The following is a 16,466-nucleotide window of genomic DNA, read 5'->3' on the forward strand; positions in this document are numbered from 1 at the left end:
GCGAGGTGACCAGCGGTTTGAGGAACACCACGCGCTCGTGGGCGGGCAGCGGGTGAACGGTGGTCGGATCAGGGGACAAGAGCGGGGTCCTTTGCCGGGTTGCGGGATGTCGCGCACGGTCGGGCCGGGCGTTGGCGGGGCGTGGCCCGGATTCGGCCTGATGTGGTGGGCGGTCAGGCGTTCTGGGGGCCGGGCGGGGTGACCCATTCGACGAACTGGACGATCACTCCGTTGGGGTCGGTGATCTGGAAGAGGCGTTCGCCCCAGGGCTCTTCGCGCAGCGGCATGGTGATCTCGACGCCCTGGGTGCGTAGCCGCTCTTCTTCCTGCGCGAGTGCGGTGGTGGTGAAGGCGAGGATCAGGCCGGCGGCGTGCTGGTCGCGCTGGTCGGCCGACAGCACCTCGGTGCCGCGGGCGAGCAGGACGATGTCCATCGCGGCGTCGTCGCGTGACAGGGAGGCGAACCCGTCGGCGGCGGCCTGCTCGACGTAGCCGAGGTGGGTGGTGAAGAACTGCTGGGACGCGGCGACATCGTCGACGGTGAGCGAGACGGTGGACGCGGTGATCTGCATGGTGCTTCTCCTCGGTGTTTTCCGGGGGGTGGGGCGGGGGTGCGGGGTGGGTTCAGGTCAGTAGCCGCAGCGGCGTGGCAGGTTGCGGGTCTTCGGGGGGACTCGCCGGTCGGGTGCGGGGAGCGCGTGGGAGGGGCGCCGATTCCCGCCGGGTAGTGCCTGGGCGGGGTTGTCGCGTTCGGTCAGAACCGGACCGAACGTGGCGGGCGTGCTCCGAAGGGCGAGAGGGCGGGATTCGAGCACGGGGAGCATCCGTTCTTCGTTCGACGAAACTTTACGATGGACGTAAACTTAGACCGATACACCTGAGGGTGTCAAGATAAAAATACTACGGGGGTAAGATTGCTCCATGACTACCGATGCCACCTCGTCCGCACCCCCTACCGGCCTGCGGGAATCCAAGAAGCAGGAGACCCGTCAGCTCATCTCCGACGTCGCCACCGGCCTGTTCCTCGCCCAGGGTTTCGAGCGGACCACCATCGCCGAGATCGCCGCCGCCGCGCGGGTGGCGAAGAAGACGGTCACCAACTACTTCCCGCGCAAGGAGGATCTGGCCCTGGACCACCAGGACGCCTTCATCGCCACCCTGGCCGGCACCGTGGCCAGCCGTCGTACCGGCGAGTCAGCCCTGTCGGCCCTGCATCACGCCTTCACCGAAGCGGCTGCTAACGCCGACCCGGTCGCCGGGTTCTCCGGCCCCGGCTTCGCCCGCATGATCGCCGACAGCCCCACCCTCTCCGCCCGACTGCGCGACCTGCACGACCTGCGAGAGGCCGCCCTGGCAGACGCCTTGGCCGATGCCACCGGCGCACCCTGCGGCGACATCACCCCCCGCACCGCCGCCGCCCTGCTCGGCGCCGTCCACCGCACCCTGTTCCAGCGCATCCAGGAACTCACCCTCATCGGCCAGGACAACGCCCGGATCTCCGCCACCGTCACCGCAGAGGCGGACCGTGCCTTCGCCCTGTTGGCACCGTCGCTCGCCGACTACGCCGCAGCGTGAACCGGCGCCGCTCGTCGGCGCCCCGACGGCGCCCGGTCTGCGGCAGCCACCCAAACAGCCGCGCCTCCAAGGGGCGCACGCCGGACAGACGCGGCCTGCCGTCAAACGGCCGAACGACGACAGGCCCGGCGCGCGTCCCACGAACCCAGTGATAGCGGGGTCTGGCGACGGCTCCGGCCCCCTAGGACCCGATGCCGGTTGACGACAGGGTCAGATGACACCGGGGTCCGACACGCCGACAGAAGCGGGCACGAGTGTGACCCATCTCGTCCCCGAGCGGGCGTCGACCGACCGCCAGAACCTCGTCCTCAAGGAGGCCGGGATCGAGAACCAGGTCGTCCTCGAAGAGGAGGCCGGCACCTCCAGCCTCTTCCAGCCGCTTCAGCGCCCGACGTTCGGCGAGCTGCCCACCTGCACGCGGCCGCACCGGCTCTCTGAAGGCCCCCCGTGCCAGGCGGGGCGGCTGGAAGACGGGACTGAGGGAGGGGCTCAGCGCACCACCTCCGGCATGTGGCGGCAACGTCCGCAAAGGCACCCGGTGGCCCGGCGCACGTCACACAACTGAAGCCTGCCTTCTGACACTGCTGCGCCGGCCAACCGGCGTGCTCGTGAAGTCCGCTGGACGCAGACGTCGGAACGTGGCTGCTCGCTGTCGAAGATTGCCGACGGCAAGCCCTGCGGCGGCAGAGCGTACGTGAGGACCAGCGGGTCGTACCACCCGCGCGCCTTGCGGACGCGCCACCGCCTCCGCAGGAAAGCGTCCATCCCCTCGCGGCCGTCGCTACGCGGGCCTCCTGCCGAAGGCGCGATCAGCTCCGTGAGAGCGGCTATGTCCCTGCCGATGCAGTACGCAGCCCCGGATGGACCGTCGGCGACGAGACGTTCCCGAACCTCCGCAAGGCAGGCCGGTGACCCGCTGACCTGCCTGTGGACGTTGACGTAGACCGCTTGGGCCTCCCCGGCCCGCCCCGCCGCACCCCCAAGCCGGCCCCAAGGTCCTCGGGGACGCTCCTGATCGTGAACCAGGCACGGAACCAGGGCTCCAGGGCCCGGCCGTTGACCTCGCGGCACATCACCGCCACGCTCGCTTCGGCCCGGCCACGCTACACCTGCGAGTCGCCCACCAGACAGCGGACCGCCTGGGGTTGTAGCGCGCCCCTGTCAGTGGCCAGAACACAAAGCACCACGTCGTGCCAGCGGCCGGCCATCGCCACAGGCCAGAGGCCTGCAAGAACAGACCGCTCCTGACAGCTGTCACCGCTACGACCTCACCGCCACGAAACCGACACACTGCAAGACGAGCCGGTCCCGGTGGCCGGCCGGCACGTCACGGGGCGACGGTGCCGGTCACGGGCCGGGGCGCAGCGGTCGGCTCCGGGGCCGCTGCTGGTGTTGTCGGCGTACCAAGTGAAGATGCGCCACCTCGTGCGACGTGCGCCGTTCTCGGTGCGGTGATGGTGTGGGGCCGGGGGCACGTAACCTGCGTGGGGACGCCGGACGTCGGCGCCGGGGTGGGGGAAGGGGGCCGGGGTGGAGCCGCTGAGGGCCGGGGACCCGGAGAAGGTGGGTGGGATCGGGTTGCGGGGCCGGCTGGGTGCCGGCGGGATGGGCGAGGTGTTCCTGGGCAGGTCACCGGGCGGGCGGGCGGTGGCGGTGAAGGTGGTGCATCCGCATCTGGCGCGGCAGGGGGAGTTCCGGCGGCGGTTCGCACGGGAGGTGGCGGCGGCGCGGGCGGTGGGCGGGGCGTTCACCGCTCCGGTGCTGGCCGCCGGGCCGGAGGACGACCTGCCGTGGATCGCGACTGCCTACATTCCGGGGCCCGATCTGGCGGAAGCGGTCGGTGTGGCGGGGCCGTTGCCCGAGGGCGCGGTGTGGCGGCTGGCGGCGGGGCTCGTGGAGGCTGTGCAGGCCATTCACGCGGTGGGGGTGCTGCACCGGGATCTGAAGCCGTCGAACGTGCTGGTGGCCGCCGACGGGCCGCGGGTGATCGATTTCGGGATCGCGCGGACGCTGGAGGACACCGCACTGACGGCGACCGGTCTGGTGGTGGGGACGGCGGGCTTCATGGCGCCCGAGCAGGCCGAGGGTGGCGAAGTCGGCCCGGCCAGCGATGTGTTCGCGCTCGGGGCGGTGATCACCTTCGCCGCCACGGGGACCGGGCCCTTCGGTCAGGGTCCGCCGCTGGCGGTGCTCCACCGGGTGGTCAACGGGCGGCCACGGCTGGACGGGCTCACAGGACCGCTGCGCGAACTGGTCGACGCGTGCCTGGCGAAGGACCCCCGTGAACGGCCCACGCCCACAGCGTTGCAGGAGCGGATCGGCGCGCACTGGGAGCCGGCGGACGACTTCCCCGGCGTCTCCTCCTGGCCGGATGCCCTCACCACCCCCATCCAGCGGCACGCCACGTCCCCGACCGCCCCCTACACCGAAGCCGCCGAGGCCATGGCGCCCCCGGACGGCGAACCGGACGCGGTGCGTGCGGCCGTCGTCGGCATCGACTTCGGCACGAGAAACTCGGCCGTGGCCGTCCTGGAAGCCGGCAGGGTACGGCTGATCCCCAACGCCCAAGGCGCGCATACCACTCCCAGTCTGGTGACCCTCACCGCCGAGGGGGACGTCCTCGTCGGCACGGCCGCCGAGCGGCAGACCCTCACCAACCCCGGCTACACCCCGCGCGCCGCCAAGCTGGAACTGGGTACCGGCTGGCATGTCACCCGGGGCGACGTCCGGCTGGCCGCCGAGGACGTCGCCGGGCTGATCCTCGCCCGCCTGCGCGAGGACGCCGAGGCCCACCTCGGCCGGCCGCTCACCGCCGCCGTGCTGGCGGTGCCCGCCAGCTTCCGTCGCAACCAGCGGGCCGCCCTGCTCCGGGCCGGCGAACGGGCCGGACTCCCGATCATGCGGCTGATCAACGAGCCCTCGGCGGTGGCGATGGCCTACGGCCTGCACCGGGACGACTGCACCGTCCTGATCTTCGATCTCGGCGCGGGCACCCTCGATGTCTCCCTCATCGACCTCGACGACGGCACCGCGCTGACCCGGGCCACCGCCGGCGACAGCCGGCTCGGCGGCGACGACTGGGACCAGCGGATCGTCGAGCACCTGACCGACCGCGTACGGCTGCGGCACGGCGTGGATCTCACCACCGACGTCACCGCAGCCCAGCGGCTGCGCGAGGCCGCCGAGACCGCGAAGATCGAACTCTCGGCGGTGCACACCACAACCCTCCGGCTGCCCTACCTCGCCACCGGACCCGACGGCCCCCTCCACCTCGAAGAGGAACTGACCCGCGAGGACTTCGAGACGCTCACCGCAAATCTGCTGGAACGCTGCCGCACGCCCGTCGAACGCGTCCTCGCCGACGCCGACCGCACACCGGCCGACATCGACCGGGTCGTCCTGGCGGGCGGCGCCGCCCGGATGCCCGCAGTGGAAGACCTGATCCGCCGGCTCACGGACGGCCGTGAGCCCTACCGGGGCCTGCTCCCCGAAGCCGTCGCCAGCGGCGCCGCTCTTCAGGCGGGCATCATGACCGGCGACATCAAAGACGTTCTGCTCCTCGATCTCACCCCCCACTCGATCGGCATCGAAACCGCCGAGGGGACCACGACCAAGCTGATCGAGCGGAACACGACGATCCCCACCAAGCGCTCCGAAATCTTCACCACACACACGGACGACCAGACCACAGTGGTGCTCCACGTCGTGGAGGGCGAACGGGAAGACCCGGCGCGCAACCGGACCCTTGCGGTCCTCGAACTCACCCTGCCAACCGCTCCCCGCGGCGTGCCGCAGATCGAGGTGACAGCCGACTGCGACCCCAACAACATCCTCCACATCACAGCCCAGGACCTGGGCACCGGCAACAAGACAGTCACCACCATCGACCACACCACGATGGAACAGGCTGCCGCACTCCTGCACTCCCCCCGCTGGACCGGCCTACGCACCCACGTCCCCACGACCCACTCAGCTTCCTGACAGGCCGCTCTCCACCCGCATAAGCGGCCGGTGGGAGACGAACCCCGATGGGCGGTCGCGTGCGGGACAGCGCGTCCAGCTGAGGCAGCAAGCCGTAGCGCAGGCCATGGGCCCGCACCGCCTCCCATCGGGCCTGCTGCTGCGGTTGCAGAGCCAGCCGACCCCCGCAAGCACAGCGAGGAGCAGGGCCACGACGAGGACCCACCAGCGCGCCAGCAGCCAGACGACCACCATCGCCCCCAAGCCGATGACGGCCGCCGCCACCACGGCGAAGGCGACCAGCTGCGCGTCCCGCTGCTGCCGCCTCCGGCTGACCAGCAGCAGACCGTCTGACGCAGCACCCGGCGCATCGAGGCCAGGGCAGCCGAAACATCCCGCTCTGTCAGCAGGCGGGACAACGAGTCATCAGCGCAGACGACGACATCGAACCGGCCATCGCGAAACGGGAGGCCCCGCATATCAGCAGCCGCCGTGCGCAGACTGAAGCCCCGGCGGGCGGCCTCACGGTCAGCACAGGCGACAGCGCCAGGACTGAGATCCGTGCCGGTGACACGGTGCCCGCGCAGCCCCACACCGAGGGCCTGCATACCGATACCACAGGAACAGTCAAGCACCTCAACACGATCCCGACCGATCAGAGCATCGAGACCGGCCCCCTCGTCGGCGAACGCCGGCATCCCAGTCCGCAGAGACCAGGTGATAGTCGTCGGCCAACTCATCGGAGAAGCGCCACCGATGTCTCAGCAACGACGGCCGCCCAGAGGAACTCTTCTTCTGGTCAACCACCGGTGACTGATCCAGGACCGTCAGGTGAGACCCTTCACCGATGGGCCGCGTTCAGCATCACGACCATGCGCAGCGCTCGCGGAGAAGCTCAACACCGTCGCCTTCCAGGTCATCGAGATACGCCATGCGTCCCGTCATGGCCATCGTCAGGGCCAAGGTACTGCCCAACACGAGTGCCCCGGATCCGGTCGTGAACGGGCCGTCGTCTGCCACGAGGCGTAGGCCGCCGATGCGTCCCTTGGCAAGGACCACCTGATCCGAACCCTTGTAGTACTCAGCCACCCGTGTCACTGCGTCAGTCGGGTAGTCGCGATGCATGCCCAACGGACGCCGGATGTCCTGCGCATGCACGATCGTCTCGCCCAGCATGGCCACCACAGGCAGCGGGGGCTTGGTTCTGCTGGGGACAACACGCCCAAACCGCTCAAGGGTCTCGGCCGGGGTCACACCGAGCTGTTCAGCCAGCCGCATCGCTACCTGTTTGTCGAAGTCGAACCGGCAACGGATCACACCCGCCAGCCAGCGCACAGCATTGAGACTCGCCCCCGCGGTGAGATGCGCCAGGACCTCACGCACCGTCAACCCCGTGCACAGCGACGGAGTCATCCACTGATCGTCAGACACATCTGCAAGATCGGCTACCAGTGCCGCTCGCTCCGTACAGATCAGTGACCAGACCCCCGTCACCGGACTGCGATCTGCTGACAGCTCCGAACCAGTCATACGGGCGAGTCTCCTGTCACGAATCGTGCTCTGCATGGCACCTGGACCGGAACACTCGGTCGTCCGGCAGGCTGTTCGAACAAGAGACTCCCCCCGTAGCGCAAAGTCATCGTTCACAGCGCGGCCATCCCTCGAGGCACCCGAACCGGGGCCTCACAGGCACCACAGTGGATATGCCGAGCCGGCAGCAGACCCTGCCGCTCCTTCTCCGCGCACCCCCACGAGCCCGAAGACCGCCAACTGCTGCCCCAACCCACTGCTGCTGAAAGCGGACGAAGCCAACCCACACCGGCATGATCGCAAGGGAGAGCGCCTCGAGCCACCTCCGCCGCGCGGGGACGACCCCGCCACGATCGCCCGCGACTCGGCACCCGCACCCCTCGCCGTCCAGACACGGCTCGCCGTCGCTGCCTGTTTCACCGCCTGCGCGTGATCACTGCCGGGCGTCGGTGTGATGGTGGCTCAGCGCCTGCCAGCGTCGCTCGAACTCACCGGCGTGCTCGTTGATGTAGGCGGCGGTGATCGGTTTGTTGTACTGTCCGGTGATTCCTCGGGCCGCGCACCGCTCCGCCACGGCGTCCGCCTGAGGGGGCTCGCTGGCCGCCCGGTACTCGGCCCAGACCTTGTACACCCGGGAGGGCAGGAAGTAGCGGCGGAGGTTCGCCGGACTGACCGGTCTCCCTCCGCGACCGTAGGTTCCGTGCCGTGCCAGATGGGCGGACAGTTCCTCGGCGGTGGGCTCGGCACCGTGCTGGCTCTGGTACTGCATCCATCCGAGGTAGTAGCGGTCGGCCGTGGTGAGGGCGGCGTTCTCCGCTGTCGCGGCTTCCGTCTGGGGCAGCGGGTCGTCGATGAGGGCATCCACCCGGCGCCGGCGCTTCTCCTTGGCTGCCTGCGCCCCCGCCGAGACCCTCTCCGATCCCTGCAGTGTGGGGGCGTCATCCGCGGTGTGACCGCCGCAATCGCCGGACGGTGCTTCAGCATGCCGTCCCCGGGCACGCTCCTGCTTCCGGAAACTGCTCACGAAGTCAGCCAGGTCCTCACCGGTGACGGGACGGCCGCCGTCACCGGTGATCGCGTCCCGCTGATAGACGAAAGCCGCCAAGGCCTCGGCGTCCGGGAAGATGCCGTACTCGTGCGCGTAGGTGAGCCACGCACTGTGGAAGTAGTCGTACCAGTCGATGAAGTCGTCGGCCCGCTCCGGCCCCTCGGAGAGGGCGGCATCCCCGACCCGGGCCGCAAAGCGCTGCCGGAGGGCCAAGAGAAGGGGCGGTACCTGGTCCTCGGCGAGGGGATTGCCTGCCGCGATCCGCTGCTGTGGCATCGGTGCCCGACCACCACAGCCAGACCGGCTTCGGGGTGGCTCCGCTGGGCAGATGCTCGATGTCCAGGCGGATCACCGTCCCCTCGACGATCGGGAGGGTGCTGTCGGCCGCGGCCCAGGACGAGCGGTGGGTGAGCTTGGGATGGAGCCGGTCCCAGGACCGGGCGAGGGCGGCGCCGTAAAGGCGGGTGTCGGTGACGGTTTCGTGTCCGGGCTGCCCCAGGTGTCGGGCTGTCCGAAGACGAACTCGCCGCCGTGCCGGGGCGGCCGGCCCATGGTGTGAGGCTCCCGCGGCGGTGCCGGCCGGCGCAGGACACGATCCGACCGCATCCGGGCCAGCACCTGCACCGGCAGGTCCCGCAGGAGGTGGGCCAGGCGGGGCGCGTCGTATCCGGCATCCGCAATGACGAGGACGTCCGGGTCTCCGGCCTGCCACTGACCTGCGGTGATCAGCCGCTCGACCAGGTCGCGCAGCTGCCGGGCGTTGACGGTGGCGGTGTCGTCCCCGGGCGCCAGACGCAGGGCGTCCAGAGGTGCGGTCCACGAGCTGCGGCCGGGCTCCAGCGCGCAGACGACCGAGTACGGCCAGCCGGGAACGGGGATGTGCTGGTCCTTGCCGCGGCCGTAGGTGTGACACAGGATTCGCTGTGGTGAGGTGTGGGCGTCCGGCCGCAGCCAGCAGGTGACGTCGACGGCCAGGACCAGCCGGCCGTTCACCGACCGTGGCAGCGGCACCGAGGCCAGGGCCCGCCGCATCCGGTCCGCGTCGACCCGGCCCTTTGCGACGGCGGCGTAGAGTCCTCCGTGCCCGCGGCGGTATTCGCCCACCAGTGACAGCTCGGCTAGTGATCTCACCGGCCCGTCCCCGCACAGAACCGCGTCGGCCAGCTCGAACAACGCATCCGAACGAGCGGTGAGACAGGAGTAGAACTCGCCCCGGAAGCGTGACAGTTCGGTCACCGGCTCCTGCCGGACATCGCGATGCAGCAGACTCATCCCCACGGCCTTCGTGCTGACGTGTGTGTTCCTTGGTCGGAGCACATGTTCAGACGAAGGCCGCTTCCACGTACGGCAGTTACCGAACCGAGTGATCAAGTACGACGCACCGTTCGACGTCGCACGTTAAAGATCAAGCTAGGGCGTGTATTGAAAGTGCTGGTCACCGGCGTGGCAGCGCCTAAAATGGCATGCGCTCTTCGTCCGGTCATGCCGGGATCAATCCCTATGAATGATTACTTTCTCGATGAAGCCGACTTGACGGACAGGATGGAGCGGAATCTGGCGGAACACGCCTGCCATCTGCACCGGAGCATGTCCGGTGCGACCGTCACGGAGGCCGATGACCTCCTGGTCGCCGACAGCGGCCTGGACGACGACACGTTCAACATCGTCGCCGCGGCCCGCTTCACCGCCGGCGACGCCGCGGACCGTATCTCCGAGACTGTCGGGTCGCTGGCCGGCACCGGCCGCGGCTTCTCCTGGTGGGTGGGACCTGCCTCGACACCGACAGACCTCACCACCCGCCTGACCGCGGCCGGTCTGCCGGTGTCCGAGCGTGAGACGGCGATGTGGGCCGAGCTGGACGACACCCTGCCGATTCCCTCTGTCCCGGGTCTGGACATCCGAACGGTGACCACCCCCGAACAGCTCGCCGACTACGCCACGGTCCTCGCCGCGAACTGGAATCCACCCGCCGAAACCGTCCGTGACTTCTTCGCCCGGGCTGCTTCCCAGGCGCTGGCCGCGACCTGCCCGGCCCGGTACCTGGTGGGCTACGTGGAGAACCGTCCGGTCTGCTCCGCCGAGGTGTTCCACCACGCGGGCGTCGCCGGCATCTACAACATCTCCACCCTGGCCGCCCACCGCCGACGCGGCTACGGCGGAGCCACCACGCTCGCGGCCCTTCACGCTGCCCACCAGCGAGACCACCACATCGCGGTCCTGCAGGCGTCTGCCGACGGCGAACCCGTGTACCACCGCCTGGGGTTCCGCGCCTGCGGCCAGTTCGTCGAACACGCCATCAACACCTGAACCTCCACGACTCCACAGACATCCGTCCGTCGCCCTGATGGAGCTGGTCACAGCCATTCATTGATGGCCGCTACGAGGACAGTGGCCTCGTAGCGGCCCGCGAGCTTGTCGTATCTCGTGGCCACAGCCCGCTTCCTTCTGAGGCGGTTGATGCCGCACTCGACGGCATGCCGAGCCTTGTAGTCCTCGGCGTTGAACCCGGGCGACCGGCCACCGAGGTAACCGAGCTTCTTGCGGTTGCGTGCCTGGTCGGCCTTGTCCGGAATGGCGCAGCGGATGCCGCGACGGCGCAGGTAGCCGCGGTTCTTGCGGGAGGCGTACGCCTTGTCCGCACGGACCCGGTTGGGGCGGACACGCGGCCGACCCGGCCCTGAGGCGGGGCACGCGGACCTTCTTCAGCACGGGCTCGAACTGCGGCGAGTCGCCGCGCTGCCCGGCGGTGATCACGATGGACACGGGCTTTTGGCCCTGCTCGACCGCCAGGTGCAGCTTGGTGGTGAACCCGCCCCGCGAGCGTCCCAGCCCGTGATCACCAGGCTCGGTGAACATGCCGCCCGGCGGTTCTTTCTGTAGTTCACCCTGCCGACGAGCTCCGGCCGCATGCTGATGGGCGCGGCACACCGTGGAGTCGACGTTCAGGTCCCACGTGACCGCGCCCTTCGCATCAGCCAGGGACTGAAGCCGGGTGAGGACCTGGGGCCAGATGCCGTTCCGCTGCCATCGGCGAAACAGATCGTAGACCCGGCTCCACGGTCCGTACTCGACGGGAACGTCCCGCCACGGAACACCCGTGCGGACCCGGAACCGTATGCCGTCGATCAGCCGCCGCCGAGGCCAGATGGGTGGCCGCCCCGCCTTGACACCCTGCGGCAATAGCGGCTCCAGCACTGCCCACTGCTCGTCCGTGAGATCTCCCCGACCCATGGAACGTGATCATTCACAGTCCAAGATCCACTTTCGATACACGGCCTAGATCCAGTTCGCCCAGCCGAAGGAGAAGAGGTAGACCCGCTGCACTGCCTCGAGCCCTCAGTTGCCCGGCAGGAGCATGACTGCCAGGGCGGCGAGGAACAGAGCGGCGAAGGAGCTGGCCACGAGCGCGCCCGCGGCAGGTTGCGCGAACAGGCCCACAAGCACGCTCACCACGACGACGATGCCCAGTCCGACGTGCGCGACCGGCAGATCGGCCCTGATCGCCTCACGCAGGGCCTTGTGCGAGGCCCCCAGGTCAGAGGTGTAGCGTTCCCGAGCCGCCTCCGGGTCAGCGACAGGTCCCTCCGGCCACGGCTGCATCGTGTCTCCCCCGATTCCGTCCGTCTGGAGCCTAACTGCTGGGACGCACCTTGGGCGGCCGGTTGAGGCAGCCCGTGGCACGAGGTGAAACGGGAGCTCATCGGCGCGGTGCGCCGTGCCCCCGCAGGTCACCGGTGGATCCCTGGAGTGCCGGGGCCGGCAGCCCGGGCCTGGGCGTGGGACTCGTGGGCGGCGCGGTCAGCGGGGGCGGGTCCGGCCGGTGCGGGGTCGGGCTGAGGGGTGGGGCGTGCCATGGCCTGCTTGAGGCGGGCGCGGATCTCGTTCTCGTCGAGCGAGACCACCGTCGTGGTGAGGCGGTCGAGTGCGGTGCGGGCGGTTGTCAGGAGGTCGGCTTCGGTGCCTGACGCGTCTGGTCCGTGTTGGCGTTGGTAGGTGATCTGTCCGTCGAGGGCCTGGGCGGCGCGGTCGAGGGTGCCGAAGGCCTCGATGAGGCGGCGTTCGGTCTGCGCGGCCGCGACCGGCACTACGGCTGCGGGCAGGGTGGCCAGCGGTTCGGTGGGGAAGGCGAGGCGGCCGAGTGCGTCATGCAGGGCGTGCACCTGTCCGTGGCGGGCGGACAGGTAGGCGATGCGGGCGTGCAACAGGCGCGGGTCGGCGAGGTAGTCGGCGTCGTCGTCGAGGGTGGCGGCGCGCTGTTCGGCCAGGTCCTCGACGGCCCGCTGGGCGGTGGTGGAGGCGCGGCGCCAGGCGGTGGCCGGGCCGGAGGCGGCAAGGGCCCGGGCCGGGGCGGGGAAAGCGTCCCGGATGCGTCGGGCTTCCTGCGGGCGGCCTGAGTAAGAGGCGGCGGTGTAGGCGCGGACGGTGGCGCGGGCCTGCGCGAGGTGGGCGGCGCGCTGCTCATCGAGTGCCGGGGCGGGGGCTTGGGGGCTGGCCGCCTGATGGAGGTGGTCGGTGATGTCGGGTTCGAGGACGGCGCGCAGCCGCTGGGCGAAGGCGTCGCGCAAAGCGATCTGGTCCAGGAGCCAGTCGGCCGTCCCGGTGAAGGCCGGGACGTCGACGGCCAGGGCCTGGAGAGCGTGCCAGTCGTCGACCAGCTCGTGATGGGGCCGGTAGGGGCGCTGGAGACGGTCGAGGAGAGCGGTGACGTTCTGGCCGGTGGCAGCGATCACCTCCGCGGTGCTCGCGTCCTGCCCGGCGGCCTCCAGCGCGAGGGAGACGACGGAGGGCGGCGGGAAGTCGCCAGAGCGCGCATGTGGCACGCCCAGGCGGCCGTCGCGGCACTCCACCCCGCGTCCACGCTCTGCGGTGCGGTGCTGCTGCGCCGGTGGAGCCAGTCGGCCAACTGCCGGGTGAGTTGGGTGTCGTCCGCCTCGTGCAGGAGCCGGGCGACGGCGAGTTCTCCGGGGGTGTGTTCGCGCAGGCCGTCGGGGCCGGTGGTGACGATGGCAAGGGGGCGGGCGCCGGTGTCCAGGTCCAGCCAGCGGCGCAGCGCCTCCTGGCGGCCGTAGGCGGCCTCCTGCACCGTGATACGGGCGGGGTCGATGCCGGGACGGGCGATGCCCGTCTCCCCCAGCCTCAGCGGCTCCGACTCCGGTCCGAGGGGCCAGTCGGCCTGTTGGCCGGGCGGGTCCACCCACACCAAGGCGTAGGCGTCCGCGCCCTGCCCGGACAGCCACGTGTCGATTTCACCGGGCGGGGGCGCGCTCTGCTCACTCATCCACGAGGGCCTTCTGCTCGAACGGCGGGGGCGCCGCACGGCAGGGACGGCGGCTGGGCAGCAGCCTGCCCGCACCGGTGACAGCCACCGAGCCGGCGAGCAGCGGCGTTCCGCCCGGCGGGAGCGCGGGGGCGCCGGTCCGCAGTCCCGTCCCGCGAGGCGGGACGGGCAGCGGCAGTGCCGGCGCCGACCGGGCAGCTGTAGGCAGGCCTTGAGGAGCAGTGCTCGGGTCTTGGCGAGTTCTGTCTGGCATGTGATGCTGCGAAGCTTTGGTGTCCGAGGCCGTGGAGGGGTTATGGGGATCGAACTGGAGCTGCACTCGAGGCGGCCCAGGCGCAAGGGATCGTCGCAGGAGACGTTGCTGCGGGGGTCTTACGAGCATGGTGAAGGGCTGGCCAGTGCGCTGAGCGGACTGGACCGGCACGGCTCGGGCAAACTCGGCTGGGTGGACCCGTACGGGGACACGCTGTTCAACGAGCAGGAAGCCGAGGTCGCCCGTCAGGAAGTCGCCGCCCTGACCCGGCGGTGCGCTGACGAGCGGCAGAAGGCGGCTCTGCTGGACCTCGCCGAACTCCTCGAAGCGTGTGCGATCACGCCAGGCAGCTACTTGTGGTTCATGGGTGACTAGTTCAGCGTCCCTGTCCGGACCGCCGGGGTCGGGAACGCTGGCTGCTGCGTCGGGAGCGCCGCACGGGAGTCGCATCGCCGGCGCCCGGGGCGGCGGGTGAGGAGAAGCTGCCCGCGACGACCGGCCGTACGGGAGCAGGCGCCTGGGTGGTGGGGCGGTCGGGGGTGCGGCGCGGGCGTTCGGCGCGGGCCAGGACGGTGGCGTTCGGGATGAGCGGGGCGCAGGTTTCGCAGACCTCTTCGACGCTCCAGACGCGGCGCATGACGGGGTCGTGGCGCAGGATCATGAGGACGGCGCCGGCGCAGTGGGTCTTGGTGTCGGGGTGGGCGCCGCACCTCTGGGAGCCGCAGTGGCACCAGGCGTTGGGGCGGACGGTGGCCGCCTTCGCGTGGGCGGCGGCGTGCCGGGCAGCGAACGCCCGCAGCGCGGCGAGGTTCTCGGAGCGGGCCGGCATCCGGCAGGCCGCGGTGCTGCAGGTGACGGAGGCGGAGGTTCGGCCGTGGCCGACGATGCGGACGGTCCAGGACCGCCCGGGGACCCGTTCGGTGGAAGGTTCGGTGTGCACGGTCGTCACGGCCGCAGGCTCCAGGTTGCTCAATTGATCGGTGTGTGGCTCCACTATGTGCTACCCGCGATGGCGTTGGGCAGCAGATTTCGGGTCGGGGCGGGGCGGATTCCAGGTGCTGAGTCGGCTGCCTGGTGCGGTGTCCCGACAGATGGCCGGCGTCACGGGACACGTGATCGGTAGTCGGTGATCCCGGCAGGGGTCCCCGTGGCTCGGCTTGTCACACCCTTCCGGCATGCTCCTTGGCGTGAACGAAGACGCCTTCTGGCAGCTCATCGAAGAGTGCAGCCCCGCAGCTCCTGATCCCGACGGTGATCAGCTCGCCGCTGCCCTGACAACGCGTCTGACGAGCGGCGCTGTTCCTGAGGTGGTCGGCTTCGCCGAGCAGCTTTCCCGGGCTCTGTACCGGTTGGACCGCAAGGAGTACGGCAACGGGCTGTCGGGCGATGCGTTCCTGTACACCCGGGCCGCGGTCGTCGCAGCAGGCCGCGACGTGTACGAGAGGGTGCTGCGTGACCCGCAGCGCTTCGCGCCGTTCGTGACCGGCCTCGCGTGGGCCGAGGCTCTGCTCTACGTCCCCGACAACGCCTACCGGCAGCTCACCGGCGAGGAATGGAACCGCAGCACCCAGTACAGCTACGAGTCGTACTCCCACGCCGCCGGATGGATAGACGCCTGACAGCTGTCAGCCGTCGAAGTGGTTCCACTTGACGTCGGATTCCGGGAGTGCCTGCAGAGCGCTGCGGTGTGTGGCGCCTGCCAACAGGTCGAACTTGCCGTCGTCCAGGGAATCGGCGACGTACAGGGCGAGTCCTGGTGCGACGTAGAAGCGGGTGCGTGTCCGGGGCCAGAAGGGCCGCAGGGGGACGTGCCGCAGGGGTGCGGTGAGCTGGTCTACTTGCCGGTCGCTGAGGCTGTGGGCGTGGCCTACGTAGTCGGCGCTCATGGCGGCTTCGAAGAGGGAGAACTGGAGGAGGAAGCCGCTGAGCGGCTCCTGTTCGGCGATCGGCTTCTCGTCGAACACGCAGAACCAGACGGCCGGATCGTCTTCCGACTCGTCCAGGGTCCAGGGTAGGCCCCAGTAGAAGGATCCCTGGTTCTCTGCGCCGAAGACCAGCAGCTCTCCCAGGTGGTCGGTGGAGACCTCGTGCCAGGGCAGGATGTGGTTGTGGCGTCCGAGCACAACGGGCCGTTGTTCGGCCAGCAGGTACAGCTGCTGCAAGCGGCCGGGCAGCGACCGCGACCCGGCCGGCGCGGATGACGGGTGCCGGGGCTGGGGCTGGTCTGTTGCCGGGTACCAGCCGGTGACGAACTGCTCGAGAGCTGCGGCCCGGTCCCCGTCGACGTGCTCCAGCCACCCCAGGCCCGGCAGGTCCGGTGCGGGCGCGGTGGGGCGAACCCGGTCCAGGACAGGTCTGCTCAGTCGTATGTCGAGCCGCAGCCCACAGCTCGTGAGTGCGGGCTCACCGCCGTCCGGCGGTTGCATGATGTGCGCGCGCCTGCGCCGGCCCGTGCCCAGGTACAGCAGTCCCTCGGCGACGCGGACGGCCAGGTGGATCGGCAGCGAGGACTCATCGGCGCCCCACGCCTCCAGGTCGCCCAGCAGCCGCTTGGTCACCGGCGCGGGCGCCTCACCGATCAGACGGACTTCCTCCGCGCTCCATACGCCGCTGTCCCCCAGCGCGTCACCCGCCGCCGTGATGATCACGCTCCCCAACGTGCCCAGCACCACGGTCGCCCCGCCGACGGTGAAGCGCTGCGCGTCGTCCGGGCCTCCCGCGAGTGCCTCGATCTCTGCTTCTTCCACGAGCGTCCACAGTGCGGTCGCCGCAACCCCATCAGCCATGGGCTGCGTTCTCTCCATTGCGGCATCGAGGGCCGG

15 protein-coding genes and 2 pseudogenes are annotated in these 16,466 nt (G+C 70.3%); 6 read left to right on the forward strand and 11 right to left on the reverse strand.

Annotated features, from left to right (window positions below; genetic code table 11):
- Nucleotides 1-173 precede the first annotated feature (173 nt).
- Nucleotides 174-572: a VOC family protein gene (locus AB0E77_RS31945; RefSeq protein WP_361577799.1), complete on the reverse strand. Its 399-nt coding sequence runs from the start codon at nucleotides 570-572 to the stop codon at nucleotides 174-176.
- A gap of 349 nt (nucleotides 573-921) precedes the next feature.
- Here AB0E77_RS31945 and AB0E77_RS31950 point away from each other — a divergent pair, with 349 nt between their 5' ends.
- The 3 genes from AB0E77_RS31950 (at nucleotide 922) to AB0E77_RS31960 (ending at nucleotide 5,556) form a co-directional block, all read left to right on the forward strand.
- Nucleotides 922-1,575, forward strand: a complete 654-nt coding sequence (locus tag AB0E77_RS31950) for a TetR family transcriptional regulator (protein WP_361577802.1) — start codon at nucleotides 922-924, stop codon at nucleotides 1,573-1,575.
- A 256-nt stretch (nucleotides 1,576-1,831) separates the two neighbouring features.
- Nucleotides 1,832-2,140 carry a hypothetical protein gene (locus tag AB0E77_RS31955; protein ID WP_361577805.1) on the forward strand — a complete coding sequence of 103 codons (309 nt, stop codon included), beginning with the start codon at nucleotides 1,832-1,834 and terminating at the stop codon, nucleotides 2,138-2,140.
- Nucleotides 2,141-3,105: 965 nt separating this feature from the next.
- Nucleotides 3,106-5,556: an Hsp70 family protein gene (locus tag AB0E77_RS31960; protein WP_361577808.1), complete on the forward strand. Its 2,451-nt coding sequence runs from the start codon at nucleotides 3,106-3,108 to the stop codon at nucleotides 5,554-5,556.
- 383 nt (nucleotides 5,557-5,939) lie between these two features.
- Here the strand turns inward: AB0E77_RS31960 and AB0E77_RS31965 are convergent.
- The 4 genes and pseudogenes from AB0E77_RS31965 to AB0E77_RS31980 all read right to left on the reverse strand — a co-directional run.
- Nucleotides 5,940-6,275, reverse strand: a pseudogene (locus AB0E77_RS31965) (class I SAM-dependent methyltransferase); the annotation flags it as partial.
- A 124-nt stretch (nucleotides 6,276-6,399) separates the two neighbouring features.
- Entirely contained in the window at nucleotides 6,400-7,065 is a 666-nt protein-coding gene (locus AB0E77_RS31970; RefSeq protein ID WP_361577811.1) for a maleylpyruvate isomerase family mycothiol-dependent enzyme, read from the reverse strand.
- 433 nt (nucleotides 7,066-7,498) lie between these two features.
- Nucleotides 7,499-8,389, reverse strand: a complete 891-nt coding sequence (locus AB0E77_RS31975) for a hypothetical protein (protein WP_361577895.1) — start codon at nucleotides 8,387-8,389, stop codon at nucleotides 7,499-7,501.
- Nucleotides 8,373-9,385, reverse strand: a pseudogene (locus AB0E77_RS31980) (transposase); the annotation flags it as partial. The gene AB0E77_RS31975 and the pseudogene AB0E77_RS31980, both read right to left, overlap by 17 nt.
- A gap of 270 nt (nucleotides 9,386-9,655) precedes the next feature.
- Between AB0E77_RS31980 and AB0E77_RS31985 the strand changes: the two are divergent.
- The gene (locus AB0E77_RS31985; protein WP_361577889.1) at nucleotides 9,656-10,420 is read left to right on the forward strand and encodes a GNAT family N-acetyltransferase; all 765 of its coding nucleotides are present in this window, start codon (nucleotides 9,656-9,658) and stop codon (nucleotides 10,418-10,420) included.
- A gap of 47 nt (nucleotides 10,421-10,467) precedes the next feature.
- Here the strand turns inward: AB0E77_RS31985 and AB0E77_RS31990 are convergent.
- The 4 genes from AB0E77_RS31990 to AB0E77_RS32005 all read right to left on the reverse strand — a co-directional run bounded on the left by AB0E77_RS31990 (nucleotide 10,468) and on the right by AB0E77_RS32005 (nucleotide 13,391).
- Nucleotides 10,468-11,344, reverse strand: a protein-coding gene (locus tag AB0E77_RS31990; protein WP_361577814.1) for an IS5 family transposase whose coding sequence is annotated in 2 segments (ribosomal slippage) — nucleotides 10,468-10,794 and nucleotides 10,796-11,344 — 876 coding nt in all. Because the reading frame shifts where the segments join, the coding sequence is not laid out codon by codon here.
- 105 nt (nucleotides 11,345-11,449) lie between these two features.
- Complete coding sequence (locus tag AB0E77_RS31995; protein WP_361577817.1) at nucleotides 11,450-11,713, reverse strand: hypothetical protein; 264 nt, start codon at nucleotides 11,711-11,713, stop codon at nucleotides 11,450-11,452.
- 128 nt (nucleotides 11,714-11,841) lie between these two features.
- A complete protein-coding gene (locus tag AB0E77_RS32000; RefSeq protein WP_361577820.1) occupies nucleotides 11,842-12,933 on the reverse strand; it encodes a hypothetical protein in 1,092 nt (363 codons plus the stop codon).
- Nucleotides 12,840-13,391, reverse strand: a complete 552-nt coding sequence (locus AB0E77_RS32005) for a hypothetical protein (protein ID WP_361577823.1) — start codon at nucleotides 13,389-13,391, stop codon at nucleotides 12,840-12,842. The genes AB0E77_RS32000 and AB0E77_RS32005 overlap by 94 nt, the downstream gene beginning before the upstream one ends.
- 295 nt (nucleotides 13,392-13,686) lie before the next feature.
- Here AB0E77_RS32005 and AB0E77_RS32010 point away from each other — a divergent pair, with 295 nt between their 5' ends.
- Nucleotides 13,687-14,019 carry a hypothetical protein gene (locus AB0E77_RS32010; protein ID WP_361577826.1) on the forward strand — a complete coding sequence of 111 codons (333 nt, stop codon included), beginning with the start codon at nucleotides 13,687-13,689 and terminating at the stop codon, nucleotides 14,017-14,019.
- A gap of 1 nt (nucleotide 14,020) precedes the next feature.
- On the opposite strand, the gene AB0E77_RS32015 is transcribed toward AB0E77_RS32010, so the two are convergent.
- The gene (locus AB0E77_RS32015) at nucleotides 14,021-14,593 is read right to left on the reverse strand and encodes a hypothetical protein (RefSeq protein WP_361577829.1); all 573 of its coding nucleotides are present in this window, start codon (nucleotides 14,591-14,593) and stop codon (nucleotides 14,021-14,023) included.
- A gap of 238 nt (nucleotides 14,594-14,831) precedes the next feature.
- Between AB0E77_RS32015 and AB0E77_RS32020 the strand changes: the two genes are divergently transcribed.
- Nucleotides 14,832-15,263, forward strand: coding sequence for a DUF4240 domain-containing protein (locus tag AB0E77_RS32020; RefSeq protein WP_361577832.1), 432 nt, complete (start codon nucleotides 14,832-14,834; stop codon nucleotides 15,261-15,263).
- Between the two features lie 6 nt (nucleotides 15,264-15,269).
- Here the strand turns inward: AB0E77_RS32020 and AB0E77_RS32025 are convergent, their stop codons facing one another.
- Nucleotides 15,270-16,430, reverse strand: a complete 1,161-nt coding sequence (locus tag AB0E77_RS32025; RefSeq protein WP_361577835.1) for a hypothetical protein — start codon at nucleotides 16,428-16,430, stop codon at nucleotides 15,270-15,272.
- Nucleotides 16,431-16,466: the final 36 nt, after the last annotated feature.

Origin of the sequence: Streptomyces sp. NPDC032940 (assembly GCF_040636935.1) — a bacterium.
In the GTDB taxonomy this organism is placed as follows: domain Bacteria; phylum Actinomycetota; class Actinomycetes; order Streptomycetales; family Streptomycetaceae; genus Streptomyces.

What these genes read in the sequence shown, in the direction of transcription:
- AB0E77_RS31945 (WP_361577799.1), bottom strand. Translation starts at nt 572, where the DNA reads ATGCAGATCACCGCGTCCACCGTCTCGCTCACCGTCGACGATGTCGCC.
- AB0E77_RS31950 (WP_361577802.1), top strand. Translation starts at nt 922, where the DNA reads ATGACTACCGATGCCACCTCGTCCGCACCCCCTACCGGCCTGCGGGAA.
- AB0E77_RS31970 (WP_361577811.1), bottom strand. Translation starts at nt 7,065, where the DNA reads ATGACTGGTTCGGAGCTGTCAGCAGATCGCAGTCCGGTGACGGGGGTC.
- AB0E77_RS31975 (WP_361577895.1), bottom strand. Translation starts at nt 8,389, where the DNA reads ATGCCACAGCAGCGGATCGCGGCAGGCAATCCCCTCGCCGAGGACCAG.
- AB0E77_RS31985 (WP_361577889.1), top strand. Translation starts at nt 9,656, where the DNA reads ATGGAGCGGAATCTGGCGGAACACGCCTGCCATCTGCACCGGAGCATG.
- AB0E77_RS31995 (WP_361577817.1), bottom strand. Translation starts at nt 11,713, where the DNA reads ATGCAGCCGTGGCCGGAGGGACCTGTCGCTGACCCGGAGGCGGCTCGG.
- AB0E77_RS32005 (WP_361577823.1), bottom strand. Translation starts at nt 13,391, where the DNA reads ATGAGTGAGCAGAGCGCGCCCCCGCCCGGTGAAATCGACACGTGGCTG.
- AB0E77_RS32010 (WP_361577826.1), top strand. Translation starts at nt 13,687, where the DNA reads ATGGGGATCGAACTGGAGCTGCACTCGAGGCGGCCCAGGCGCAAGGGA.
- AB0E77_RS32025 (WP_361577835.1), bottom strand. Translation starts at nt 16,430, where the DNA reads ATGGCTGATGGGGTTGCGGCGACCGCACTGTGGACGCTCGTGGAAGAA.